The sequence below is a fragment of the Pseudovibrio sp. Ad37 genome, assembly GCF_001623075.1.
Classification (GTDB): Bacteria; Pseudomonadota; Alphaproteobacteria; order Rhizobiales; family Stappiaceae; genus Pseudovibrio.
Genome location: NZ_LMCF01000012.1, coordinates 91,142 through 117,260 on the forward strand (window position 1 = coordinate 91,142; position 26,119 = coordinate 117,260).

Here is a 26,119-nt window from a genome sequence, read left to right on the forward strand (position 1 = left end):
CACTAATTAAATTATGGACAAGTGCCCGAAAATAACTGTAGTTTCCCAGCAAAATACACATATCGAGTTAGGTGCCGTGCCTGCTGCATGAAGGCTAGCCTAACCAAATATTCGGAGCGTGTGAGCTATGAATTCGTTTGAACTGAACAAAATTGCCGGCGCAATTCTGTTCGCCTTGGTTGTATTCATGGGCCTGAATGTTTTGACGGAAGTCATCTTTGCGCCTCATGGAAACGAGAAACGCGGTTTTGAGATTGAAGTCGCTGGTGCCGACAACGGCGCAGGTGATGAAGCTGCGGAAGAAGTCAAGGTCGTCTCAATTGAAGAGCTGCTCACCACTGCTTCTGCGGATGCCGGTGCGAAACAAGCTAAAAAATGTGCAGCTTGTCACACCTTCGATCAGGGTGGAAAAAACAAAGTTGGCCCGGGTCTCTGGGGTGTTGTAGGTCGCGCACCTGCATCTCATGATGGCTTCTCTTATTCCTCAGCGATGCAGGAATTTGCGGCAAACAATCCTGAGTGGTCCTTTGAGCAGCTCAACGAGTTCATCAAAGCACCTAAGAAACATGTTTCTGGTACATCCATGGGCTACGCTGGTCTGAAGAAAGACAAGCCACGTGCTGACCTGATCGCTTACCTGCGTTCACTTTCAGACAACCCAGTACCGATCAATTAATATTGAATTGATATCCCTCCCACATATGTGAGGGTAGAATTGTTAAAGAGCCGGGATTTGATCCCGGCTTTTTTATTGTCTGAATTTGCGTGAATGCTAACCTTTTCCTCGTTTCTTCCAGTTAAATTTTTGTCATCTTGGCAAAAGACGTTGTAGCGGAAGTGTTTTCAGCCGTAATCTTAGTTTAAGTTTGGCTGAAAGCTGCAAGAAAAGTTCAATTTTCAGCGCGTGGTGTTTTTTCTACGCTAGAACTACTGATTGTATTTATGGAGGAATGCTGTGCGTACCAGACTATATAGCTCACTGACAGGTTTGGCGCTTGCCATTGCAAGCCTGACATCCTCCGCAGCAATTGCTGAAACCAGTGAGCCTGAATGGCGGTATGCAGACTCCCTCATCAGCGCTCCTCAGATGCCGGAAGGTTTCGCGCACTTCCCCTATGTCAATCCGGATGCTCCCAAAGGGGGCAGGGTGCGGCTCTCGGCAACGGGCACCTTTGACAGTTTGAACCTTGTGGCATCAAAGGGCATTCGTGCAGGTGGACTGGGCCTCATCTACGATACCCTGATGACCCCATCAATGAGCGAGTCCTCGACTGAATATGGCTTGATCGCTGATGCGATGAAATATCCCGAAGACTTTGCGTGGGTGGTCTATCGCTTGCGCCCTGATGCACGCTGGCACGATGGCAAACCAATCACCACAGAAGATGTGGGATGGTCATTCGATCAATGGACCACGCAAGATCCTTCCCGAAAATACTATTATCGTCATGTTACGGGCTATGACATTCTGAGCCCGACAGAGATCCGCTTCAACTTCGATAAACCGGGTAACAGAGAAGCCCCGCAAATCCTTGGTTCGCTCTACATCATGCCAAAGCATTGGTGGAATGAGAAAGGTGCTTCTGGAAATGTGCGTGACATTTCCAGAAGCACCTTGGAAGTGCCCCTCGGCTCTGGTCCGTACCGCATTGGAAAAGTCGTACCTGGGCGTTCAATCTCATTTGAGCGCGTTGACGACTATTGGGGGCAAGATCTGAATGTGAATGTTGGTTCCAACAACTTCGACACAATCGCCTACGATTACTACCGCGACGAAACCGTGCAGCTTGAAGCCTTTAAGGCTGACCGTTTTGACTGGCGCACGGAAACCACGGCAAAGAACTGGGCAACCGCCTACGATATTCCTGCTGTGAAAGCCAACCATGTGGTGCTGGAAAAATTCCCGCAGACGTATCGTGGTAGTGGCTTGATGCTGGGCTTTATTCTCAACACCCGCAAAGAGAAGTTTCAGGATCGTCGGGTGCGCCGGGCACTGAACTATGCCTTGAATTTCCAGGAAATGAACCGCACGATCTTCTTTGATCAATACAGCCGTTTCACCAGCTACTTCGACGGAACAAAGCTCGCATCTGCAGGCTTGCCAGAGGGGCGTGAGCTGGAAATTCTGAAGTCTTTGAAAGCGCCAGTGCCTGAAGCCGTCTTTACAGAGCCCTATGAGAATCCGGTATCCGAAGATTCCCGTCAGGAGCGTGCCAACCTGAGAAAGGCAATCGGCCTTCTTAAAGAAGCTGGCTACGTGCAAAAGCAAGGTAAGCTCGTCAACAAAGAGACTGGTGAACCATTCACAATCGAATACCTGATGAATGGTGGCCGCTTTGAGCGTGTAGCTCTTCGTTATCAGGCCTCGCTGAAGAAGCTTGGCATTGACCTGCAGCTGCGCGTCGTCGACAGCTCACAATATGTCAACCGCGTCCGCAGCCGTGATTTCGGCATGATCTACACCGGCTGGGCGCAGTCTCTCTCTCCGGGCAACGAGCAGAGAGAGTATTGGGGCTCAAATGCAGCAGACAGCGAAGCCTCTCAAAACTATGCGGGTATCAAAAACCCTGCCATCGACAAGCTGATTGATATCATCATCAACTCTGACGATCGTGACGAGCTGGTTGCTGCAACTAAGGCTTTGGACCGTATCCTGATGTGGGAGCAATACGTTGTTCCAGGGTGGACATCTCCATTCAGCCGCGTTGCGCGGTGGGATCGTTTCGCACACCCAAAACAGCTTCCTGAATTCTCCATAGGTTTCCCAACCGTTTGGTGGTGGGACGAAGAAAAAGCCAAGAAGATAGAGGAGGCCAATTGATGACGCTTAGCCAAATCAGTAGACGTAGCTTCCTGCACTTCAGCGCGGCCACTGCGGCAGCCTTTCTTGTACCCGGTGGAGCCCTGCCGGTTCAGGCAGGAACCTTAAGCCACGGCCTCTCTGTCTTTGGTGATCTGAAGTACCCAAAGGATTTCACGGCGTTTGACTACGTCAATCCGGAAGCTCCGGTTGGTGGCAAAATCGCCATGACTGCGCCGAGCTGGGGCTACAATCAGAACCCGCAGACCTTCAACACGTTCAACACCTTCATCCTCAAAGGAGATGCCCCACCGCGTATGGAGCTCTGTTTTGATAGCCTGATGGTGCGTGCCTATGACGAACCGGATGCCGTATATGGTCTGGTGGCCGAAAGCGCTCTGGTCTCTGAAGACGGCAACTTCGTCACCTTCAAAATTAGGCCAGAAGCCCGGTTCCACGATGGGTCGATGCTTAATGCAGAAGATGTTGCTTTCAGTCTGAACCTTCTGAAGGAAAAAGGGCACCCGATTATCAGTCAGTCCATCAAGGAAATGGTCTCTGCGACCGCACCGGATGAACACACTGTCACGGTCGCTTTTTCAGGTAATCACAGCAGGCAACTTCCCTTATTGATAGCAACTCTCCCTATCCTCTCAAAAGCGTACTACACCCGCTACAACTTCGAGGCGTCAACACTGACACCGCCGTTGTCCTCGGGACCATATATGGTCGGACGCTATGAGATTGGCCGGTACATAGAGTACAAAAAGGTAGAGAATTACTGGGCAAAAGACCTGCCAGTAACCAAAGGCCATCACAACTTCGAAATTATCCGTCTGGACTTTTTCCGAGATCGTCAGGCAACATTCGAAGCCTTCAAGAAAGGCCGTTTGACGTTCCACGAAGAGTTCTCGTCAAAGACCTGGGCGACAGAATACAACTTCCCTGCATTAACAGAGGGACGTGTTGCCAAGAAGGAATTTGCCATCCGCCTCCCATCAGGAGCGCAAGGCTGGTTCCTCAACACGCGCAAAGAAAAGTTCTCCAATCCCAAGGTCCGTGAAGCGCTCGGCTACGCCTTCGATTTTGAGTGGTCAAATTCCGCTCTGTTTTATGATCTGTACACCAGAACCCAGTCGTTCTTTGAAAACTCGGAAATGAAGGCTGTTGGTCTGCCAAGCGATGCCGAACTGGCCCTGCTTGAGCCCTACAAGAAAGACCTGCCAGATGGGGTCTTTGGCGAAGCGATCACACAACCGGTTTCCAATGGTTCAGGTCAGGATCGCAAACTCCTCAGAGAAGCCTCGCTTCTGCTCAAAGAGGCAGGCTACTACAGACGCGGTGAGCAGTTGATCGGGCCTGACGGAAAGCAGCTGCAAATGGAGTTCCTTTCCAACTCGCCTGCTTTCGAACGAATTGTACTGCCATATGTCAAGAATCTCAGACTGTTAGGCATTGAAGCAAGCTTCCGCGTCGTTGATCCGGCACAGTTCCAGAAGCGTGTAGATGATTTCGATTATGACATTGTCGGGCATCGTTTTTCTCTGACACCAACACTTGGGCCGAGCATCCGTAACTTCTGGACATCGGCCTCTGCTGAAACCTTCGGATCTTACAATCTCTCGGGCATCAAGGTGCCTGCTGTCGACGATTTGGTGGATAAGGCGCTGAATGCATCCTCGCGTGAGGAAATGATAACCGCTGCCAGAGCATTGGATAGAGTTCTGCGCGCAGGCTATTACTGGGTGCCGCAGTGGTTCAAAGCCTTCCACACAGTAGCTGTCTGGGACATGTTCGGCATTCCGAATGATATGCCGGCATATGCCTTCCCCGTAGAAGCGGCGTGGTGGGTGGATTCAGAAAAAGCCGCTCGCATCGGCAAGGAAAATTAGGGACAAAAGAAGCCCATGGGCGCCTATATTCTGCGTAGATTGCTTTTGATGATCCCGACCCTTATCGGCATCATGGCAATCAACTTTGTCATTATTCAGTTCGCACCAGGTGGACCGATTGAGCAAGTTATCGCTCAATTGCAAGGGGATAGTGTATCCGCAACCAGCCGCATTTCGGGTGGTGGAAGTGATTTTGGAAGTTCTGCCGCAGCCAATCAGGGCGGCGGAGACAGTGCAGGATCGAAATATCGAGGAGCACAGGGTCTTGATCCGGAGTTCATCAAGGAACTCGAGGTCCAGTTTGGCTTCGATAAACCTCCTCTGGAGCGTTTCGGGCGCTTGATCTTGGACTACGCGACCTTCAATTTCGGCGAAAGCTACTTCCGTGACATTGCTGTTGTTGATCTGATCGTCGAAAAGCTGCCGGTATCGATCTCGCTGGGCCTATGGATGACGCTCATCTCCTATGGCATCTCGATCCCCCTTGGTATTCGCAAAGCAGTAAAAGATGGCACCTCGTTTGATGTCTGGACGTCCAGCATCATCATTGTTGGCTATGCAATCCCGGGCTTCCTGTTTGCAATCATGCTGATTGTTCTCTTCGCCGGTGGCTCTTTTTGGGATTTCTTCCCGCTCCGAGGCCTCACCTCAGAGGGCTGGAGCGATATGTCATGGCCACAACGGATTCTCGACTACTTCTGGCATCTGGTCTTGCCATTGACTGCGATGGCGCTCTCCGCCTTTGCAACAACAACGCTTTTGACGAAGAACTCTTTCCTCGATGAAATCCGAAAGCAATACGTTCAGACTGCTCGCGCCAAAGGCCTGACAGAGCGTCAGGTGCTTTATGGCCATGTCTTCCGCAATGCGATGCTTATCGTTGTCGCTGGCTTCCCGGGTGCGTTCATCTCGGCGTTCTTTGCAGGCTCGCTCCTCATTGAGACGATCTTCTCGTTGGATGGCCTTGGCCTGTTGGGTTTTGAATCGGCGCTCAACCGTGACTATGCAGTTATGTTCGCCACGCTTTATATCTTCTCGTTGATGGGTTTGATTGTGAATCTGGTTTCAGACCTCACCTACACCTGGATTGATCCCCGGATCGATTTCGAAAGCCGGGAGGTGTAACGAGCAATGGACACACAACTCGAAAAACGCCTTCAGGATCAGGGCTACGAAACAATCAATCCGCTGCCAGAGCAGACGCAACCGCCTGAAAAGCGGCAAAAGCTGTCTCCTCTCAACCAGCGCCGCCTGCAAAACTTCAAAGCCAACAAGCGTGGATACTGGTCCCTTTGGATTTTCCTCGTCCTGTTTGTGCTCGCACTGGGCGCAGAATTCATCACCAACGACCGCCCAATCCTGGTTTCCTATAAGGGCGAGCTACTCATGCCGGTCTTTACGGATTACCCGGAGGAAAAGTTTGGCGGTTTCCTTGCAACAACGGATTATCGTGATCCATTCATTCAGGAAGAGATCGACGCCAACGGCTGGATTCTCTGGCCTCCGATCCGCTATTCCTACCAGACGGTCAACAACGAAATCCCGGTCCCGGCACCAGCTCCTCCAAGCTGGATGATGGATAAGGAGCTGCGCTGCGAGCGTTATGCTGAGGGTGTAAACGATCCAAACTGTACAATTGGCAACTGGAACTGGCTCGGCACGGATGATCAGGGCCGTGATGTGCTTGCCCGTCTTGTCTACGGATTCCGCATCTCGGTGCTCTTCGGTCTGGCGCTAACACTGGCATCCTCCGTCATCGGCATTGGTGCCGGCGCCGTACAGGGCTTCTACGGTGGTTGGGTTGACCTCGGTTTACAGCGCTTCATTGAAATCTGGACAGCAATGCCGACGCTCTACCTCATTTTGATCATCTCGTCGGTGCTGACGCCGGGGTTCTGGATCCTCTTCTCAATCCTGCTCGCATTCTCGTGGGTGGCTTTGGTTGGCGTAGTCCGGGCGGAGTTCCTGAGAGGCAGGAACTTCGAATACATCTCCGCTGCGCGAGCTTTAGGCGTTTCCAATGGTACGATCATGCGCCGCCATCTGCTGCCAAACGCGATGGTCGCAACGCTTACATTCATGCCGTTCATCCTGAATGGGTCTATCTCCACGCTGACAGCGCTGGACTTCCTCGGCTTCGGCTTGCCTCCGGGCTCCGCTTCGCTGGGTGAGCTGCTCAAGCAGGGCAAGAACAACCTTCAAGCGCCATGGCTTGGCATGACAGGCTTCTTCGTCCTGTCGATTATGCTCAGCCTGCTGATCTTCATCGGTGAAGCGGTTCGCGATGCCTTTGATCCACGCAAAACGATGAACTGAAGGGAGGATCGCATATGACTGATAATCAAACGCTCCTCTCTGTTGAGGACCTTTCCATCGCCTTCCAGCAAGGCGAAAAGGAAAATCTCGCCGTTGACCAGATCTCTTTCGACATCAAGGAAGGCGAGACCGTCGCACTTGTGGGCGAAAGTGGCTCAGGCAAATCTGTTTCAGCACTGTCCGTGCTCAAGCTTTTGCCCTATCCGGCTGCAAGCCATCCAACTGGCAAGATCGTCTATCAGGGTGAAGACCTGATAGCTGCGACCGAAAGTGAAATGCGCCGTGTGCGTGGCAACAAGATCTCCATGATCTTTCAGGAGCCTATGAGTTCACTGAACCCGCTACACACCATCGAACAGCAGATCGCGGAGATCCTGAAGATCCACCGCGGCCTCGGTGAGACGAATGCCCGAAAACGTGTGTTGGAACTTCTGGATCAGGTCGGCATTCCAAATCCGGAAGAACGCCTGAAGTCCTATCCGCACCAGCTCTCCGGTGGTCAGCGCCAACGTGTCATGATCGCCATGGCATTGGCAAACGAGCCGGACCTGCTGATTGCGGATGAACCGACAACGGCACTCGATGTCACGGTTCAGGCGCAAATCCTGCAGCTGCTGAAAGACCTGCAGAAGAGCACAGGCATGGCTATGCTCTTCATCACGCACGACCTTGGAATTGTTCGCCGGATCGCTGATCGTGTCTGTGTGATGACACAGGGCAAAATCGTCGAACACGGCGATACCGAAGATATTTTCGAAAGCCCTCAGCACGAATACACCCAGCATCTGCTGGCAGCTGAGCCTAAAGGGCATCCACCTGCCGGCGATACCAGTCAGCCAATTGTCGTGGAAGCCAAAGACCTCAAGGTCTGGTTCCCCGTCAAACGCGGCTTCCTGCGTAAAACTGTCAGTTACATCAAAGCAGTCGATGGCATTGATGTGACCGTTCGCGCTGGGCAGACACTGGGCATTGTGGGTGAAAGTGGATCAGGGAAGACCACGCTGGGTCTTGCTATCCTGCGTATGATCTCCTCAAACGGTCAGATTAGCTTCAGTGGCTCTGATATTCAGGAGCACTCGTGGAAGCAGATGCGTCCACTGCGCCGGGATATGCAAATCGTGTTTCAGGATCCATTCGGTTCCTTGTCGCCGCGTATGTCAGTCTCGGAAATTGTCGGCGAAGGTCTCAAGATCCACATGCCTAACCTCACGGCTAAAGAGCGGGAAGCCAAGGTTGCAGGTGCGCTGGAAGAAGTGGGGTTGGATGCAGCTACTAGGTTCCGTTATCCGCATGAATTCTCAGGCGGGCAGCGCCAACGTGTCTCGATTGCGCGGGCAATGGTGCTGGAACCAAAGTTTGTGATGCTGGATGAACCAACGTCGGCGCTGGATATGAGCGTTCAGGCACAGGTCGTCGACTTGCTTCGCGATCTGCAAAAGGCTCATAGCTTGGCGTATTTGTTTATCTCGCACGACCTCAAGGTCGTCCGTGCACTCGCCAATGATGTGGTCGTTATGCAGCATGGCAAGGTGATGGAGGTAGGGACGTCAGACGAGGTCTTTGACAACCCGCAGACCGAGTACACCAAAGCCCTGATGGCTGCTGCATTCCGTCTGGAAGCAATTGAGGGCGTCATCAGCTCTTGATGTGCTGCTACCTTAGCTCAATGAGCAATAAGAACTTACCCATGGCCGAACATTCGGCCATGGTCATTGCAAATCTACGGTAGAAGTAAGGAACTAGGTTCCAACGACAACATCCTTGCCGACTTTTAGCGTAACCTTGCCACTCGCTTCCATCAGCTGAATTGATGTCCGCTTAACTGCTTCGGCCATTGCCTTCGTGTACCCGCCATCACCTTTCAATGATGTTGGTTTGAAATTCTTCAGTTTGGAATCTTTGCTCACCTCATCAAGAAACTTATCTTCAGCGCGTTTCTTTTTTTGCTTGAGTTCTTTGAGGAAGGCGTCTTCGGTTTTTTCATCCACCTTAGCTTTTTTGAAAGCAGCCTTGATCTTGCTGGTGTCTTTGTAGACCTTTTCGATGTCTTCGAATGTCAAAAGCACGGCCATCAGGATCTCCCTTTTGTTGTTTCTTTTGGATCAACGGCCAGTATCACGCCAGGGACACTACTTGCGCATTCTTACCATAGAGTAACAAAAGGAAGTGGAGGTTGAAGCATTCAAGGCAAGGTGCTTGTACATCGTGCGGAGAACTTACATCCAGCGCCGGACGCATGCTTTGTAGGCAAGGTACTCTTGACCAAAGTTCTCTTCCAGAAGGTCTTCTTCAGGTTTGATCTGGAACAGGGTGATGTAGACAGCAAAACCCAGAGCAACTGGAATGGCGAACAAGTTCCCCTGAAAGATGGCCCATCCCAACAGGATGAATTGCAAGCCCAGATACATAGGGTTGCGCGTTTTGGAGTAAATTCCGTCAGAAACAATCGCACTCGCATTTTCAGGGTGCGAAGGGCTCGTTGTCGTCCGCGCTCTGCGAAACTCAGAGAGCCCGGTCACTCCAAAATAACCACCAGCTCCGATGCCAATCACAAGAAATGTTGTCTCTGCACCATGCAGATTGATATCTCCGGGAAGCATCGTTGCAACCATCCAGATGATAACCGCAAAGCTAAAGAAGACGGCCACAGGCGGGAACCTGAGTTTTAAATTTTCCATTGTGTTCCAGTAGTTTGTTGTTCCAGAAATGCAGGAAGCCTATCAGTTCTCTGAGAGTGCCAGCTTAACACCAAGCGCGCCAAACGTAGCTGCAAAACCTCGTTTGAGCCAAGCCATAACTTTTGGGCGGTTGATCACATAATCGCGGGCCAGCGACGCCATTGCGCCGTACCCGATGAAAACAACAAATGTAAGTGCCATAAAAACAAAGGCATGGAAGAGTAGAGCAGATGTTGCATTTTCACTGTCAGGAGAAACGAACTGAGGGAGGAAAGCGAGGAAAAACAGAGACAGCTTTGGGTTCAGCACATTAAGCAGAATACCGTCGAGTGCAGTGCGATAAAGAGTTCTCTCGCGCTTCTCTCCACTCACTTCCAGCGCACCACCACTGCGCAGGATGCTCCATGACATGTAAAGCAGATAAGCAACACCAAGATACTTCAGGATCTGATAAGCGAGGGCGCTGCTATGAAAGATCGCTGCCACCCCAATAATGCTTGCCAAAGCTGCTGGAACAATCCCGAGCGTACAACCAAACGCAGCAGCAACACTTGGCTTAAGCCCTTTCCCAAGCCCGATAGCAATCGTGTAAAGCACACCTGGTCCGGGCAGCAGGACAACAATGAAGGACGTTAGAAGATACTCAAGTGTCATGGAAGAGCTCACAAATTGATAGCACAGCAACAGAAGCACCAGTCTATCTGATTGCTCAGGTGTGTCCAATGAACTCGAAGAAAATGACCTGAAAGTAGGTAGGAGTGGAAAGGCGAAAGACGCCTTCCCAAATCACATAGCTTAGTTAGTCTTGCTCGTGGTCTTTGCCAGCAATGGCTGCTGCAAAGTCTTTTGCTGAGAACGGCTCAAGGTCATCTACGCCTTCACCAACGCCAATGAAGTGCACTGGCAGGCCGTATTTGCGGGCAATCGCCACCAGAATACCGCCGCGGGCTGTGCCGTCCAGCTTGGTCATTACAAGACCAGTTACACCAGCAACCTTGCCGAAAATCTCCACCTGAGAAAGAGCATTCTGGCCTGTGGTCGCATCAAGGGTCAGCAAAGTGGTATGCGGTGCATCAGGAACACGCTTGCGGATCACGCGAATGATCTTCTCAAGCTCATCCATCAGTTCAGCTTTGTTCTGCAAGCGGCCAGCGGTATCAATCAACAGCACATCAGTATCGTTGCTGAGAGCGGCATCAACGGCATCGTATGCAAGGCCAGCAGCATCTGCGCCAGTATCGCGCGCCACAACTTCAGCACCAGTGCGCTCACCCCAAATTTTCAGCTGCTCAACAGCTGCAGCGCGGAACGTGTCGCCCGCTGCGAGCATCACTTTCTTACCCTGCTCATGCAGCAGAGATGACAGCTTACCGATTGTGGTGGTTTTGCCTGTACCGTTTACGCCAACCATCAAGACGATGTGTGGTTTATGACCGCTTTCAAGGTCCAGCGGTTTAGCAACAGGGTCAAGGACGCTTTCAATTTCTTCAGCAAGGATACTGCGGACTTCCTCGCCTGAAATTTCCTTATCATAGCGACCATCAGATACACGGTCGGTAATCGCAATCGCTGTATCAATGCCAAGGTCTGCTTGAATCAGAATATCTTCCAGCTCTTCAAGAGTATCTGCATCCAGCTTGCGCTTGGTGAAGATCGAGCTGATGCCCTCAGATAAGGCATTAGAAGAACGGGAGAGCCCAGCTTTAAGACGCTGGAACCAGCTCGTTTTTACTGGAACATCTTCTCCAGTTTCCTCAGTTCCCGGAGTTTTTCCAGCTTCTTCAGCCTCTCGGCTCTCCTCGACCGCTCCAGTTTCCTCGTCTCCTCCGGATCCTCCGCTTTCCCGAACACTTTCAGAGCTTCCTGCTTCTTCAGGTCCTTCCGCTGTTCCTGATGCTTCAGTGATCTCATCTGTGAGAACGGGTTGTCCATCGGCTGTATCCTCAGCAACGGGCCCAGCATCATCGCTGACCTTTGGGGAAAGTATATCTTGCTCAGGCTCAACGTCTGCTGAATTTTCCTCACGCAGATCGTCATTATCCAGGTAGGCGGTCTCTTCGAGGGCTTTGGTTTCTGCCTCATCCAAATCATGAGGCTTATCAGAAACTTTCTCTTCAGTCGCAGGTTCCGACTCAGGTGTGAGCTCTGGATTTTCCAGATCAAGAGTTTCATCTGCGATTGCTTCAGCCGTTTCTTCAAGACCTTTAACGGGGTCAAGCGGAACGGATTGAACCCCTTCTAAGGACTCACGCAGCTCTGCACTGTCAGGAGCTTTTTCCTCCTGCAGGCTCTGTGTTTCTTCTGAGGAACCGCCAAACAGGCGACTGAAAAAACTGCGCTTCTTTTCGCTCATGCTGGAAAGATACCTTTGAAATGTAAAAGCTTAAGCTGCTTTGCCAAGTGGCTCTGCAATTAGATGTCTTTCGGTATGCCCTGTAATGCGTGCGGAGACAAGGCTTCCGGCAATATCCGCATCCAGTTCAACCTGAGTAAATTGCTCGGTGCGACCAAGTCCCTCACGCTCAATCAGGACCTCGCGCTTTTTGCCTACTTCGGCACGAAGGTGAGCCAGCAAAGCTTCCTGCCCTTTTTCACGAAGGCGTGCAGCGCGCTCTTTAATGATCTTGCGATCGAGCTGCGGCATACGGGCCGCTGGAGTGCCTGGGCGTGGGGAGAACGGGAACACATGCAGATGTGTCAGCCCACACTCATCAACGATGCGCAGGGTGTTCTCAAACATCTCATCAGTCTCGGTCGGGAAACCGGCAATAATGTCAGCGCCGAAAACAACATCCGGGCGCATCTTGCGTACATCTTCGCAGAACTGGATAGTGTCCTCACGAGAATGACGGCGCTTCATGCGCTTGAGGATCATGTTGTCGCCAGCCTGCAAGGAAAGGTGCAGATGTGACATCAGACGATGATCATGCGCAATTACGTCCATCAACTCATCATCAGCTTCAATGCTGTCGATGGAGGACAGACGCAAGCGCTTGAGATCAGGAACCATCTTCAAAATCTTGGAACAAAGCGTGCCAAGCTTCGGCGTTCCCGGCAGATCAGCACCGTAGGAGGTAATATCAACGCCAGTTAGAACAATCTCGCCATAGCCATTGTCGACAAGGCGTTTGATCTGGTCAATCACCACACCCATCGGCACAGAGCGTGAGTTACCACGGCCATAAGGGATGATGCAGAAGGTGCAGCGATGGTCACAGCCATTCTGAACCTGAACAAACGCACGAGAGCGTCCTTCCAGCCCATCAATCAGGTGACCTGCAGTCTCGCGCACGCTCATAATGTCGTTAACGCGCACCTTCTCGGTTTCTTCAATGCCAAACTGAGCGACACGGCCATAAGAGGCGCGCTCCAGCTTTTCAGAGTTACCAAGAACCAGATCCACTTCGCCCATCTCGGCAAAGGTTTCAGATTCTGTCTGGGCCGCACAGCCAGTCACGATAATACGTGCATCCGGATTTTCGCGGCGGGTTTTGCGAATGGTCTGCCGTGCTTGACGGACAGCTTCGTTGGTCACGGCACATGTGTTGATCAGCACGGCATCCTTAAGGCCCGCGGCCTTTGCTTCGCGCTTCATCACTTCCGACTCATAAGCGTTCAGTCGGCAGCCAAATGTCACAACATCAATGCTCACTGCGTAGGCTCCATTGCCGCGTCCCCCGAAGCGGTCTTTGTGTAGGTGAGGGTGTCGAGATTGAGCTCGCCCTCGAATTCAATTGCGGTTTCACCGGTCATCATGATGTGGTCGTTGTCCTCACGCCACTCAATACCCAGCGGTCCTCCCGGCAGATGGACGGTACACTTGCGTGCGGTCCGGCCTGTCCGTGCTGCTGCAACACCGGTTGCGCAGGCTGCGGTGCCACAGGCTCGCGTCAAGCCAACACCACGTTCCCAAACCTTCAGGCGGATCTCGTTTTCGCCAATGATTTGAGCTAGAGAGATATTCGCCTTCTCAGGGAACATCGGATGACACTCAAGCAATGGTCCAAATCGCTCAAGGTCGTGGGCTTCAATATCATCCACCCAGAAAATCGCATGCGGATTACCAACATTCACAACGCTTGGCGAGTGCAAAACCGGAGTATCAATTGGCCCGATCTGTAGCTCAATTGCGCGCGTATCGGCAAACTCTTCAGCCAGTGGAATCTGATCCCACTCAAGGCGAGGTGTACCCATATCAACGCTCACCAGCGTTTCAGTGTCAGAAGCGTGTGCAATCAGCAAACCAGCGTTGGTCTGAATAGGAACGCTTGGAGTGCCTGCCTCACCCATTAGCAGACGGCCAATGCAACGTGTTGCGTTACCGCAAGCATCTACTTCGCTGCCATCGCGATTGTGAATGCGCATAAAGGCATAAGCATCAGAACTTGCAGGCTCGATCGTAATCATCTGGTCAAAACCAATACCCTTTTCGCGGTCTCCGATAGCTGCAATTTGCGTCGGAGTTAAGACAACCTTCTTTGCGCGGCCATCAAACACCACGAAATCATTGCCTAAACCGTTCATTTTCAAAAAGGGAACCAGCGTATCCGCCATGAGCTTGCTTCCATTCATGCGTAATCCGTCAAGAAGGCACTATATGGATTAAATTACTTTAGATTACTAGGGAAAATGCAGGGAAAAACCTTGTCTGAGACGATTGTGAGGACAGCTTTAAAGCCTCCCTAATCGAATTCTCTGATTTTGCACTAATCCGCACAGACTTCCAGCATGTCTCCGGGCGCCATTTCCTTCAGGATTTCGCGCATCACTTCCGGATAAACCGCAACGCATCCTTCCGTCGGCAAAAAGCCTTCTCGTGCCACGTGAAAGAAGATCGCGCTGCCTTCGCCTTTGACCGCCGGATACATATTGCAATCCAGCACGACAACAATGTCGTAAAGCCGATCATCTCGCCACATCTTCTCATGGCTGGGCTCAAACGGCAGATCGACAGGGCGATTATAAAGAGCATCCTGAGGAGAATCACACCAACCATCGCTCTGGGACAGGGGTGAAACTGGCAAATACGTGACTGGACAAGAGCTGCGATCCGAGCGGTAATACACATTCAGCAGTTCAAAACGCCCAATCGGAGTCGCACCGTCACCTTCGCGCTTTGTGTGCGTCAAACCAGATCGTCCAAGTGCACACGCAAATGTTACTGCGCCTAGTGTCAGTGTTCCCGTGTGAGGCTCATCACCTGTATGCCGCACAAATAGGGTCTTCTGGGTCTTCTGGGTCTTCTTAAGTAGCTTTGCGGGGGGAGTGGGTACTGCGAGAGGAAGCATCTATGAACCTGTTGTCCTGCGGAAAACACCGGGAGAAACACTCCCAAATAAAGCGGGGGTCACTTACGCGTGAAGTAGATTTTACGAAAAACTTTGAGATTTACCACGTTTTTGCTCGCCTTTTTTTCGGCAACCCTTCATGTATTTATGTGAGATAAGTTTTAGGACTAGCACCAAAGATTGGTGATTGGGTGAGAATATGACTGCACGTAAAATTCTGCTTGTAGATGACGATAACGATCTGCGCGAAGCGCTCGTTGAGCAGCTGTCGCTTTATGATGAATTTGAAACCACTCAAGCTGACAGTGCTGCGACTGGCATTAAAAAAGCAAAAGAAGATCACTTCGACCTGGTTCTGATGGACGTTGGTCTGCCGGACATTGATGGCCGTGAAGCTGTGAAGTTGCTGCGTAAAGCAGGCTTTGGCGCTCCAGTCATCATGCTCACCGGTCATGATACAGACAGTGACACAATCCTTGGTTTGGAAGCTGGCGCAAACGACTACGTCACCAAGCCATTTAAGTTCGCTGTTCTGCTTGCTCGCATTCGTGCGCATCTGCGTCAGCATGAACAGAGCGAAGATGCTGTGTTCACCATTGGCCGTTACTCCTTCCAGCCTGCTGCAAAGTCCATGCAGGACGATAATGGTGGGAAGGTTCGTCTGACCGAAAAAGAAACTTCTATCCTGAAGTTCCTCTACCGTGCAGGTGAAAAGCCAGTGACCCGCGATGTGCTGCTGCATGAGGTTTGGGGCTACAATTCCGGCGTCACCACACACACGCTGGAAACCCATATTTACCGTCTGCGTCAGAAAATTGAGCGTGATCCGTCCAATGCGGAGCTGCTCGTGACAGAAGCTGGTGGATATAAGCTTGTGCCTTGAGGCATAAGCAGCTAATCCAAGAACTATGAGTCTAGCCCGCGACATCGAAATCTTAAGACGCGTTCCTCTCCTCTCGCAATTTTCAGAGGACCAGTTGCGCCTGCTCGCATTCAGTGCGGAAACCATGCAGGTGTCTAAAGGTGGGACAATTTTTAATGAGGGTGAGCGGGCAGACGGTGGCATTGTGCTGACAATCGGCAAGGTGCAGCTGGAAACCGGCATGGGGCGCGACGCGCGTCCCAGAGGCACCTACGGCCCCGGTACTCTGTTCGGTGAAAACGCGCTGATGGCTGAGGGCAAACGTCCGGCCCGCGCTGTCGCACTTGAAAATTGCGAATTGATCCGCGTCCGCCGCGCACTCTTCTCCCGCATGCTGCAGGAATTCCCTGAAACGGCACAAAAGCTTTATGTCGATAAAGCAAACCAGTTTACGACAGCTGCCGCCGCTTTGGCGCGCGTTGGTCGCAAGCTGGACGAAGTGGACGCTCTCAATGAACGCCATAAACAAGAAGTTGCTGCCAAGGGCAGTTAAGCCAGCAACCCTTTAAAGCGGCTTCTGCACGCGGCTCTCTTTAAAATCATAGATAATCGAGCTCTCAATCTTGGTGATGTAGGCCCGCTTTGTGAACTTTTCAAAGGCAAGGCTTTTCAGGTGATCGATATCTCGTACACGCAGATGGGCGACGATATCGTATGCTCCACTGATGAGTGTGACGGATTTTACTTCCGGTAGCCCAACGACCTCCTGCATGAATTCCTCCACCAGAAGTGCTTCGTGTCTGTCCAGCTGAATGAAGAACATTGCCTCAAAGCCCACTCCATAGGCTTTCGAGTCCACAACAGCATGGCTACTCTGTAAAATACCACTGTCTTTCAATCGCTTAATACGCTCATGGCAAGCCGATGGGCTCAGGTTAACCTCTGCAGCTACCTGTTTATTGGGAAGCAGTGCATTGTTCTGCAAAATTTCTAATATGACGAAGTCTGTTCGGTCGAGATGGTGATAAGAGGTCATTTTTCGGAATAAATTCGATATTCGGAGGGTATGCGCCGCAGTATATTCGGAGAAAATTTGGAATAAAACCTCTCATAAGAAAATACTCTCAATGGCAGCGAATACCCTTCTCTTTTTGATCACCATCCTAAGTCTGATTATCGTGCCCGGCCCGGATATGCTGTATGTCACCAGCAGGGCACTTGCGAGCGGAAAACCCGCTGCCCTCAAAGCATCTCTCGGCATTTCAGCTGGTTATCTCGTGTTCACCGTCTTGGTTGCTGCGGGTTTTCAGTCCCTCTTTCTGGCGGAACCAAGACTGTTTCAGGCAATTCGTTGGGTGGGTCTGGCCTATCTTATGTACCTGGCCTATCGCCTCTTCTTCGCAAGCGGCATGTGGACTTCAGAAGATGAGCAACAAGCATCTGCAGACACCAATGATCTGAAATTCGGCTTCCTCACCAGTTTGCTGAACCCAAAGGGAATGCTCTTCTACTTCTCCCTGCTGCCGCAGTTCTATGTGCCGGAGGTTATGCCCTTCTGGCTCTATGCGCTGATTTTCGGCATGGCGGCAAGCCTGCTCTGCCTGATTGTCTACTACGGCGTTGGTAGCCTCGTTTCTGGTCCCGCACGCGTGTGGCTTGCAAACAGCAACAACGGCAAACGCATCTCCATGCTCGCCAGCCTTTGCGTCTTTGCCGTCGGCATCTCTATGGTCGTTGCCGATATCGCGTAATGCTTAAGCATACACAGCTGGAGGTAAGCTCTCAGCTGTGTCAGAACTTGAGTTTCGTTAATCCAAACCAATGAATTTTTCCATGTATTGTTGGATTTGCTCGTGCACCTCAACACGATCGGTTCCTTCAGGATCGGTGCAAACCGGATCATCATTATCCGCCTCCAAAAGGGCTGTGCCCTCAGGTTTGCAGGATGGAAGAAACGCAAAGTGATCCCCATGATCAGTTACCGCGTAAGACGCATCCGGTATGAGGGATAAGATATTATTGCCCTCAGCCTCTAGATCAGCTCCAAACGTTCGATCCTGATGACCGATATTGATGAATTGCACAGGAATCTGAATGTCTTTTGCACTGGCTTTATCAAAGGCGACGGTATAGCCAGGATCAATTGAGACAACTTTGGTTACCCTTTCATCCTTCGCATTTCCGATAAAGCCATCAGGTAGGTGGTCAAAATCAACACCACCTTTTGAAAAGAAGATGCAGCCTGGATCAGCACTTTTATAGGTCTTGCAGTATTGACTGAATTTCTCCCGATCCCATCGTGCTCCTGCCAGATTTAGTACACTCGCTCCACCCATGGAAAACCCGGCCGCGATAATCTGGGACTGATCAATATATCGATTAAAGTTTGGGTCGTTTAAAATTGTGTCTAAGGTTGCGCTGAGATCTTTGGCGCGCTCGTCTAACAGTATGGATCGCCTTGGAGAAGAATCCCCCGATGTGCTTCCAGGGTGATTTACCGCGACAACCATCGCCCCTTTTTTCGCAAGAGCAGAAAACAGCCAGCCTGCAGAGAACATGTTACCGCCAGATCCATGAGAAAAAAGGATTAGCGGAAACTTCCCTTCCTTCACCCCTGCACCCACATAGGCGTAATTTCCCACAAAGACGGGATTGTCTCCCCGTAAGCCCTTGTAGGTTTTTGTGCCGACAGGATACCAGATGGAGCCGGCGACAGGGCGTGTCCGATGTGTAGTTTTTACAGTAATCTCGTCAAAGCCAGGAAGTTCATCATTCGCAAAGGCAGAAGAAAAGGTGAGGGTGCATAACGCACTAAGCAACAAACGTTTCATCATGTCATCCATTTTTTGAATTGGGATGACGTTTCTTAGCGCGGGCCTGATCACCAAGCGTCCTATCTGCAGAAAAGAGGACTATCTTGTAAGATTGAGGACTATTTTCACAAAAAAGGACGCCGCTAGGGCGTCCTCTATAGGGCAATGGCAAGCGTCTTAATCAGTGCCAAGGATGGCTCAGTCCCAGTTTGTCTTCGTAGCTGTCGATGTGGTGGGTCTTTTCAAAAGTCTGACCAATGTCGTCAAGGCCGTTCAGCAGGCAGTGCTTGCGGTGTGGGTCCAGATCAAACTTGATTGAGCCGCCATCCGGGCCGCGAACTTCCTGTTCTTCCAGATCAACTGTCAGAGTCGCATTCGCACCGCGGGATGCATCGTCCATAAGTTTGTCGAGATCTTCCTGACTCACCACGATCGGCAGAATGCCGTTTTTAAAGCAGTTGTTGTAGAAGATGTCAGCAAAGCTGGTGGAGATCACACAACGAATGCCGTAATCCAGCAGAGCCCACGGCGCGTGCTCACGGGAAGATCCGCAGCCGAAGTTGTCGCCAGCAACAAGGATCTGAGCATTCTCGTAGCTTGGCTTGTTCAGCACAAACTCTTCGTTCTTGGAACCGTCGTCGTTGGTACGCATCTCATGGAAAAGTGCAGTGCCAAGGCCTGAACGCTTGATGGTTTTCAGAAACTGCTTCGGAATGATCATATCGGTGTCGATGTTGACCAGTGGCAGCGGCGCAGCAACGCCTGTCAGTGTACTAAACTTTTCCATGGAATACTCTCCTCGGATCTCTGGAATTCTCTAATTTTTATTAGGCTACAGCGAGATCAATGCTCTCGTTCAGGCCCATCATAATATTCAGGTTTTGGACGGCTGCGCCGGAAGCGCCCTTGCCAAGGTTGTCATAGATTGCGACCAGCAGAGCTTGGTGCCGGTCATCATTGGCAAAAACGTGCAGCTGCATTTTGTTTGTGCCGTTGAAAAGTTCCGGGCTCAGGTCCTCAATTGCATTGACGCTTTCAAACCCTGCGACCTCCACATCTCCAGCAATGCTGGAGAAATGGTCATCAAGCACAGCGTGCAGATCTTTACCTGTCGGTGCGTTACGCAGTTGTCCCAGTTGCAACGGCACGAATGTCATCATGCCCTGCGCGTAGTTGCCAACCGCTGGCTGGAACAATGGTGCATGGGCAAGGTCAGCATACAGCTGCATTTCCGGCAGATGCTTGTGTCCAAACTGCAAACCGTAAGGCCAGTAAGAAGATGGCTTGTCGCTGGCTTCATACTTTTCAATCATCTGACGACCACCGCCAGTATAACCGGAAACTGCGTTCACAGTGAGTGCGTGCGTGGACGGGATAACCCCAGCTTCCAGCAGTGGACGCACAGTCGCGATCACACCTTGCGGGTAACAACCCGGATTGGAAACGAAACGCGCGTTGGAAATGATCTCCGCCTGATCCTTCGTCATCTCAGGGAAACCATAGGCCCAATCTGGATTAACGCGGTGCGCAGAAGATGCATCAATAACGCGGGTGCTATCATTTTTGATGAGAGACACACTTTCCAGTGCAGCTGCATCTGGCAAACATAGGATCGCAACATCAGCAGAGTTCAAAAGCTCTGCACGAGCTGCCAGCTCCTTGCGGCGCTCCGGAGCGATGCTGAGGATCTCAATGTCACGGCGCCCGGCCAGACGCTCGCGGATCTGTAGACCCGTCGTTCCGGCTTCTCCATCAATGAACACGCGCACTGACATTTTTGACTCCTTGGAGCTTGTAGTTGGAATTAGGTTCATGGGTTGTACAACGTCCATCACCCATTGTCACAGAATAGGGCGCGTTTTTTAGGCCTCTGTCCTCAATTGGCAGTTGAGGGGGGCTCAAGCAACTTCAGGTTCACAGGAAGGGCTTTTCTAATATTACCAGAATTCCCGTATGTCGCTCACATCCGAACACATTCTGCTGAAAACGATGTTTTTGCTGGATTCTTGTCGCGTTTCGCATTGAAATATTGAGTAAATGCACCTTAATAGGTTTCAAAGGCATAGGCCGCGTCCATGTGGCATGTTCGCGCAGCCTGTGCCGACTATAATGTTGGATGAGGAACGCCTGAATGTCTGTAACGACAGCCGAGGCTAAAGCTGGGCTTATTGCCGATACCTGTGCACTGCTAATTGACGATAACGAAGACGAAGCAAGGTTTGCTGAAGACCTCTTCTCTCACGCCGATGCAGAAGATCTCCTGAACTATACCCCATCAGAGCTTGCGGTCGTATCGCAGGAAGCCTGGGCTGATTTCGCAAATCACCCGCTGGGGACCCATCGTATTCGTGTGTTCAACCCGCAGCCAAACGCTGATGGCAAGCAGCTCGAAGACATTACCATCGTTGAAATCGTTAACGATAACATGGCCTTCCTCGTTTCCTCTGCGATGGGGGCAATCCAAACAGCTGGCTACGAAGTCCGCCTCGTACTGCACCCGCTCTTCATCGTAGAGCGTGATGATGATGGCGGCCTGCAAAAGTTCCACGGCACTGTTGGTCTTGGAGGACCATCTGTTCGCCGTGAAAGTCTCATCCATATCCACCTCACGCGTTTGAACTCTGAAGAGGACATCCAGAAGCTCGAAGAGACTCTTGATCTTGTTCTCAATGACGTCCGCCAGGCGGTGCACGACTGGCGCCCGATGCGCGATCGAATCCAGCTGGCGGTTGAAGAATACCAGCAGGTCCGCTCAAAGGCAGACAACAAGCAGTTTGACGAAGCAATCGCCTTCCTTGAGTGGATGGCGGCTGATAATTTTACCCTCTTGGGTATCCGCGAATTCATTTTCGATGACACCAGTGAAAACAGCGAACTCTCTCTGATAGAAGGCTCTGGTCTCGGCATTCTGACCGATCCGAAGGTCCGCGTGCTTCGCAAGGGCTCTGAGTTCGTTGTTATGACACCGGAAATCAGAGAGTTTCTGCTGAAGCCGGAACCATTGATCATCGGTAAAGCCAACATCCGCAGCCGCGTTCACCGTCACGTGCACATGGACTATGTTGGGGTGAAGCTGTTTGATGATGAAGGCAAGCTCCGTGGTGAACTGCGCGTTGTCGGTCTCTTCACCGCAACAGCGTACACCCGCTCAACCAGCTCCATTCCATACATTCGCCACAAGACCGCGAAGGTAATGAAAAAGCACGGCTTTGACCCGGAAAGCCACAGCGGTCGTGCACTTCGCAACATCTTGGAAGGTTATCCGCGTGATGATCTGTTCCAGATTGATGTTGAAACCCTCTCCAACTTTGCAGATGCGATTCTTCAGCTTAACGAGCGGCCACGTGTCCGTGTTCTGTCCAGAACCGATAAGTTCGACCGTTTCGTATCGATCATCACTTACATCCCGCGTGATCATTTCACCACGAGCATTCGTGAGCGAGTTGGTAAGTATCTGGCAAACGTCTACGAAGGTCGTCTGTCTGCCTGGTACGCAACCTTCCCTGAAGGCCCTCTTGTCCGCGTTCACTACATCATTGGCCGTTACATCGGTGATACGCCTCAACCGTCTCAAGCAGAGCTGGAAGCCTCTATTCAGGTCATCGTCCGCACCTGGACAGACAGCCTGCGAGAAGCGCTCCGCTCAGTTTATGGCAATGCCATCTCTGGCGCACTGCTGAAGCGATACGGCTCTGCGTTTGATGGTGAATACACCTCCGCGACACCAGCGGTGACCGCGACCAAGGATATTCGCCGCGTTGAACAGCTGGGCGAGAAGCGTCCGCTTGTTATCAGCTTCTATAAGCGCGAGCGTGAGGGTAAGGGCCAGATTTCTCTGCGCGCCTACCACCTCAACAAACCGATTCCACTGTCTGCTCGTGTGCCGATGCTCGAAAATCTCGGGTTCCGCGTCATCAATGAGAGAACCTACCGGATTACACCGTCAGATCGCGAACTCAGCTACCTGCACGACACCACGCTGCATCTGGATGAAAACCGCTTCCGCAACTTCACAGAAGCAGACATCGAGCGCCTCGGTGCATTGTTCCTCGCAGTCTGGAACAAACAGGCTGAAAACGATGGTTATAACGCCCTCGCACTAACAGCAGGATTGGCATGGCGCGACATTGCCATGATCCGGGCGCTCTCCCGCTACTTGCGTCAGGCTGGAATCCTCTATTCTGAAGATTATATGTGGGGAACTCTTAACCGCTATCCACAGATCGCTCAGCAGCTGGTGCACCTGTTCCATACACGCTTCGATCCTACACTCGGAACGTTTGAACGTTCGGGTAAGGAGGGGCGTCTGATTGATGAGATTTCCGCAAGCCTTGATGAAGTAACGAGCCTGGATGACGACCGTATTCTCCGTCGTTTCCAGAATTTGATCCTGGCGACGCTGCGCACCAATTTCTTCCAGTTGGATGACACTGGTCAGCCTAAACCGACCTTCGCGTTCAAGCTTGACCCGCATAAAGTGGAAGGCCTGCCAAAGCCGCTGCCGTACCGCGAGATCTTTGTGTACAGCCCGCGCGTCGAAGGCGTGCACATGCGCTTTGGTCCGGCTGCTCGTGGTGGCCTGCGTTGGTCCGACCGCGCTCAGGATTACCGCACAGAAGTGCTTGGCCTTGTGAAGGCACAGCAGGTCAAAAACGCTGTGATCGTTCCTGTTGGCTCAAAAGGTGGTTTTCTGCCGAAGCAGCTTCCAACAACTGGTAGCCGTGATGAGTGGATCGCAGAAGGAACTGAAGCCTACAAGATCTTCATCTCCTCTCTGCTGGATCTGACAGATAACCTGGACGCTGACCTCATCCTGCCGCCAGAGCTGGTTGTTCGTCACGATCAGGACGATCCATACCTCGTTGTGGCAGCTGATAAAGGCACCGCAACCTTCTCAGACACCGCAAACGCGATCTCAGAAAGCAAAGGCTTCTGGCTGGGTGATGCATTCGCGTCCGGCGGTTCTGCCGGGTATGACCATAAGAAGATGGGCATCACCGCACGCGGCGGTTGGGAAGCTGTGAAACGTCACTTCCGCGAAATGGACCGTGACATCCAGAAAGAGCCATTCACCGCATGTGGTGTTGGTGACATGTCTGGAGACGTGTTCGGCAACGGTATGCTGCTTTCAAAGGCAACCAAGCTCGTTGCTGCTTTTGATCACCGCGACATCTTCCTTGACCCGAACCCGGATCCAGCTGTGACCTGGGAAGAACGCAAGCGTATGTTCGATCTGGGGCGCTCGTCCTGGCAGGACTACAACAAGGAACTGATCTCAGAAGGCGGCGGCATCTACCCACGTTCTTCCAAGTCTATTCCACTGACCATTCAGGTTCAGAAGATGCTCGGTCTTAACAAGTCGAAAGCATCTCCTCAGGAGGTCATGACCGCTATCCTGAAGATGCAGGCAGACCTGCTGTGGTTCGGTGGTATCGGTACATACATCCGTGCTTCTGACGAAAACAACAGCGACGTGGGGGATCGTGGCAACGACGCAATCCGCATCACAGCGGCTGAAGTCGGTTCGAAAGTCATCGGCGAAGGTGCAAACCTCGGCATCACTCAGAAAGCTCGTATTGAGTTCTCTCGTGCCGGTGGCCGTTGTAACTCCGACGCGATCGACAACTCTGCTGGTGTAAACTCCTCCGATATGGAAGTGAACATCAAGATTGCGCTGGGCGCAGCTGTCAAGAAGGGTACTCTGACCACTCCGGACCGCAACGTTCTCCTTGCAGATATGACAGATGAAGTTGCTCAGCTGGTGCTGCGTAACAACTACTTGCAAACTCTGGCAATCTCACTCTGTGATCGTCGTGGTCTCGAAGATTTGGGCTATCAGGTCCGTATGATGCGTCAGCTTGAATCTCAGGATCTGCTGGATCGTGTTGTTGAAGATCTGCCGGATGATGTGACTATTGAGGAACGTGAAAAAGCAGGCCAGCACCTGTCTCGTCCAGAACTGGGCGTGCTGCTGGCATACGCAAAACTCACGCTTCATGATGAGCTGCTGAACAGCTCCGTTCCTGATGATGCCTACCTCGCGAAAGAGCTTTACCGCTACTTCCCGAAACAGATGGCAGAAACCTATACTCAGGAAATCGAAGGACACCGTCTGCGTCGCGAAATCATCGCAACAATGCTGGCGAACTCCATTATCAACCGGGGTGGCCCTGCATTCCTGACCCGCATTATCGATCAGACCGGTGCGTCTGTTGCAGATGTAGCACGTGCCTTCGCCGTGGTGCGTGATGCGTTTGGATTGACCCAGCTGAACGAAGAGATTGATCGTCTCGACAACACCATCTCCGGTGATCTACAGCTAGAGCTCTACACTCTGGTTCAGGATCTGGTGCTGGGTATGGTGATCTGGTTCCTGCGCAACGTCTCCTTCGAAGATGGTTTGGAAGCAGCGATCAACCGCTTCCGCGATACCGTCAAGCGTCTGTCTCCACGTCTGGAAACATTCCTTTCCGAAGAACGGGCAGCAACGCTCAAAGCGGAAACAGATCGTCTGGTAGAAGCTGGCGTTCCAATCATGATCGCGGCTCGCATTGCCCGTCTCATTGGCGAAATGGTGATCCCGGATATCGTTCTGGTCTCCGAAAAAGCCAACCGTGATGTGGACGAAGTTGCAGCTTCCTACTTCCGCGTAGCCGAGCACTTCAAGTTCGGTGCGATTGAAGAGTTGGCTCGTGAGTTTGTCATTCGTGATTACTACGATGGACTGGCACTCGATCGTTCCCGCTCCATTCTGGCGAATGCTCTGCGTGATCTGGCTGCCCAAGCTCTGGCAGATGCAAACGGCTTTGACGGCTGGCTGGAACGCAATGGCGGTAAAGCTGAAAGAACGCAGCAGGCAACCAACGAGATTTTGGAGAAGAACCTGTCGGTTTCCAAGTTCTCTGTGGCAGCTGGCATGCTGGCAGAGCTTGCAAACTAAGCTCTGCAAACAGTACAAAAAACAAAACCCCGGTGCAGCACCCTGCATCGGGGTTTTTCTATGCCTGAGACCAAAGTTATCTGTTCTTGGCGTTCTTCTCTTTTTCCATCGCCAGCCGCATCTCAAGGTCGGAGATATGCTTCATTGCGGCCTTTTTGTCCTCATCGCCGGTAGCAGCGCGGTACTTCTCACGTGCTGCGGCAATGTCATGGGTCAGCTGCACTTCGCGAGGGGCGGCAGCACGATCAAGCACACTCTTGTCTACGCCTTCGATGCGCTCTTCTTCGACCTTGGTTCCTGACTTTGAACGGAGCGCTTCCAACTGCGCTTTGAGTTCTTGTTGGGCGGCGGCGTTCTTATTGTTTTTATTGAGGTCGAACATGCTGGTTCCTTCTCACGTGTCAAAACATATCCTCCCCATAGATATGAATTTAAACCAGCGTCTCTGTCTATTACGTCCCGAAAGGTGTGCTGAACCTGAGCTTAATGCTGTGGGCCTCTATCTATTCAAATCCGACCATTCTGTGCGC

At 51.8% G+C, this 26,119-nt stretch carries 22 protein-coding genes; 10 read left to right on the forward strand and 12 right to left on the reverse strand.

Annotated features, from left to right (window positions below):
* Positions 1-127 precede the first annotated feature (127 nt).
* The 6 genes from PsAD37_RS02485 (at position 128) to PsAD37_RS02510 (ending at position 8,654) form a co-directional block, all read left to right on the forward strand.
* The gene (locus PsAD37_RS02485) at positions 128-676 is read left to right on the forward strand and encodes a cytochrome c family protein (protein ID WP_063294296.1); all 549 of its coding nucleotides are present in this window, start codon (positions 128-130) and stop codon (positions 674-676) included.
* A gap of 279 nt (positions 677-955) precedes the next feature.
* On the forward strand, positions 956-2,821 hold the full coding sequence (locus PsAD37_RS02490) for an extracellular solute-binding protein (protein WP_063294792.1): 1,866 nt from the start codon (positions 956-958) through the stop codon (positions 2,819-2,821).
* Positions 2,821-4,692 carry an ABC transporter substrate-binding protein gene (locus PsAD37_RS02495; protein WP_063294793.1) on the forward strand — a complete coding sequence of 624 codons (1,872 nt, stop codon included), beginning with the start codon at positions 2,821-2,823 and terminating at the stop codon, positions 4,690-4,692. The genes PsAD37_RS02490 and PsAD37_RS02495 overlap by 1 nt, the downstream gene beginning before the upstream one ends.
* 15 nt (positions 4,693-4,707) lie before the next feature.
* Positions 4,708-5,817, forward strand: a complete 1,110-nt coding sequence (locus PsAD37_RS02500) for a microcin C ABC transporter permease YejB (protein WP_063286361.1) — start codon at positions 4,708-4,710, stop codon at positions 5,815-5,817.
* 6 nt (positions 5,818-5,823) lie between these two features.
* Positions 5,824-7,008 (forward strand): ABC transporter permease, encoded by a 1,185-nt coding sequence (locus PsAD37_RS02505; RefSeq protein ID WP_063294293.1) that lies wholly within the window; start codon positions 5,824-5,826, stop codon positions 7,006-7,008.
* A gap of 14 nt (positions 7,009-7,022) precedes the next feature.
* The gene (locus PsAD37_RS02510; protein ID WP_063294794.1) at positions 7,023-8,654 is read left to right on the forward strand and encodes an ABC transporter ATP-binding protein; all 1,632 of its coding nucleotides are present in this window, start codon (positions 7,023-7,025) and stop codon (positions 8,652-8,654) included.
* A gap of 93 nt (positions 8,655-8,747) precedes the next feature.
* On the opposite strand, the gene PsAD37_RS02515 is transcribed toward PsAD37_RS02510, so the two are convergent.
* The 7 genes from PsAD37_RS02515 to PsAD37_RS02545 form a co-directional block, all read right to left on the reverse strand.
* Complete coding sequence (locus tag PsAD37_RS02515; RefSeq protein WP_063294795.1) at positions 8,748-9,080, reverse strand: hypothetical protein; 333 nt, start codon at positions 9,078-9,080, stop codon at positions 8,748-8,750.
* Between the two features lie 144 nt (positions 9,081-9,224).
* A complete protein-coding gene (locus PsAD37_RS02520) occupies positions 9,225-9,686 on the reverse strand; it encodes an isoprenylcysteine carboxylmethyltransferase family protein (protein WP_063294796.1) in 462 nt (153 codons plus the stop codon).
* Between the two features lie 42 nt (positions 9,687-9,728).
* Positions 9,729-10,340: a LysE family translocator gene (locus tag PsAD37_RS02525; protein ID WP_063294290.1), complete on the reverse strand. Its 612-nt coding sequence runs from the start codon at positions 10,338-10,340 to the stop codon at positions 9,729-9,731.
* 145 nt (positions 10,341-10,485) lie between these two features.
* Positions 10,486-12,039: a signal recognition particle-docking protein FtsY gene (gene ftsY, locus PsAD37_RS02530; protein ID WP_063294797.1), complete on the reverse strand. Its 1,554-nt coding sequence runs from the start codon at positions 12,037-12,039 to the stop codon at positions 10,486-10,488.
* A gap of 30 nt (positions 12,040-12,069) precedes the next feature.
* Positions 12,070-13,338: a tRNA (N(6)-L-threonylcarbamoyladenosine(37)-C(2))-methylthiotransferase MtaB gene (mtaB, locus tag PsAD37_RS02535; RefSeq protein WP_063294798.1), complete on the reverse strand. Its 1,269-nt coding sequence runs from the start codon at positions 13,336-13,338 to the stop codon at positions 12,070-12,072.
* Positions 13,335-14,258, reverse strand: coding sequence for a diaminopimelate epimerase (dapF, locus tag PsAD37_RS02540; RefSeq protein ID WP_244272469.1), 924 nt, complete (start codon positions 14,256-14,258; stop codon positions 13,335-13,337). Before dapF ends, mtaB begins: the two co-directional genes overlap by 4 nt.
* A 134-nt stretch (positions 14,259-14,392) precedes the next feature.
* Positions 14,393-14,899: a L,D-transpeptidase gene (locus tag PsAD37_RS02545; protein ID WP_244272470.1), complete on the reverse strand. Its 507-nt coding sequence runs from the start codon at positions 14,897-14,899 to the stop codon at positions 14,393-14,395.
* Positions 14,900-15,173: 274 nt separating this feature from the next.
* Here PsAD37_RS02545 and PsAD37_RS02550 point away from each other — a divergent pair, with 274 nt between their 5' ends.
* Positions 15,174-15,857 carry a response regulator transcription factor gene (locus PsAD37_RS02550; RefSeq protein WP_063286368.1) on the forward strand — a complete coding sequence of 228 codons (684 nt, stop codon included), beginning with the start codon at positions 15,174-15,176 and terminating at the stop codon, positions 15,855-15,857.
* 25 nt (positions 15,858-15,882) lie between these two features.
* Entirely contained in the window at positions 15,883-16,389 is a 507-nt protein-coding gene (locus PsAD37_RS02555; RefSeq protein WP_063294800.1) for a cyclic nucleotide-binding domain-containing protein, read from the forward strand.
* Between the two features lie 12 nt (positions 16,390-16,401).
* On the opposite strand, the gene PsAD37_RS27380 is transcribed toward PsAD37_RS02555, so the two are convergent.
* Positions 16,402-16,872 (reverse strand): Lrp/AsnC family transcriptional regulator, encoded by a 471-nt coding sequence (locus PsAD37_RS27380; protein WP_084407638.1) that lies wholly within the window; start codon positions 16,870-16,872, stop codon positions 16,402-16,404.
* 91 nt (positions 16,873-16,963) lie between these two features.
* On the opposite strand from PsAD37_RS27380, the gene PsAD37_RS02565 reads away from it, so the two are divergent.
* Positions 16,964-17,587: a LysE family translocator gene (locus PsAD37_RS02565; protein WP_063294801.1), complete on the forward strand. Its 624-nt coding sequence runs from the start codon at positions 16,964-16,966 to the stop codon at positions 17,585-17,587.
* A gap of 57 nt (positions 17,588-17,644) precedes the next feature.
* Here the strand turns inward: PsAD37_RS02565 and PsAD37_RS02570 are convergent, their stop codons facing one another.
* The 3 genes from PsAD37_RS02570 to argC form a co-directional block, all read right to left on the reverse strand.
* On the reverse strand, positions 17,645-18,667 hold the full coding sequence (locus PsAD37_RS02570) for an alpha/beta fold hydrolase (RefSeq protein ID WP_063294962.1): 1,023 nt from the start codon (positions 18,665-18,667) through the stop codon (positions 17,645-17,647).
* A gap of 163 nt (positions 18,668-18,830) precedes the next feature.
* Positions 18,831-19,436: a 3-isopropylmalate dehydratase small subunit gene (leuD, locus tag PsAD37_RS02575; RefSeq protein WP_063294802.1), complete on the reverse strand. Its 606-nt coding sequence runs from the start codon at positions 19,434-19,436 to the stop codon at positions 18,831-18,833.
* Positions 19,437-19,476: 40 nt separating this feature from the next.
* On the reverse strand, positions 19,477-20,424 hold the full coding sequence (argC, locus tag PsAD37_RS02580) for an N-acetyl-gamma-glutamyl-phosphate reductase (protein ID WP_063294803.1): 948 nt from the start codon (positions 20,422-20,424) through the stop codon (positions 19,477-19,479).
* 356 nt (positions 20,425-20,780) lie between these two features.
* Between argC and PsAD37_RS02585 the strand changes: the two genes are divergently transcribed.
* Positions 20,781-25,589: an NAD-glutamate dehydrogenase gene (locus tag PsAD37_RS02585; protein WP_063294804.1), complete on the forward strand. Its 4,809-nt coding sequence runs from the start codon at positions 20,781-20,783 to the stop codon at positions 25,587-25,589.
* 76 nt (positions 25,590-25,665) lie between these two features.
* Here PsAD37_RS02585 and PsAD37_RS02590 read toward each other — a convergent pair whose 3' ends face one another.
* Entirely contained in the window at positions 25,666-25,971 is a 306-nt protein-coding gene (locus PsAD37_RS02590) for a hypothetical protein (protein WP_063294282.1), read from the reverse strand.
* Between the last annotated feature and the right edge of the window lie 148 nt (positions 25,972-26,119).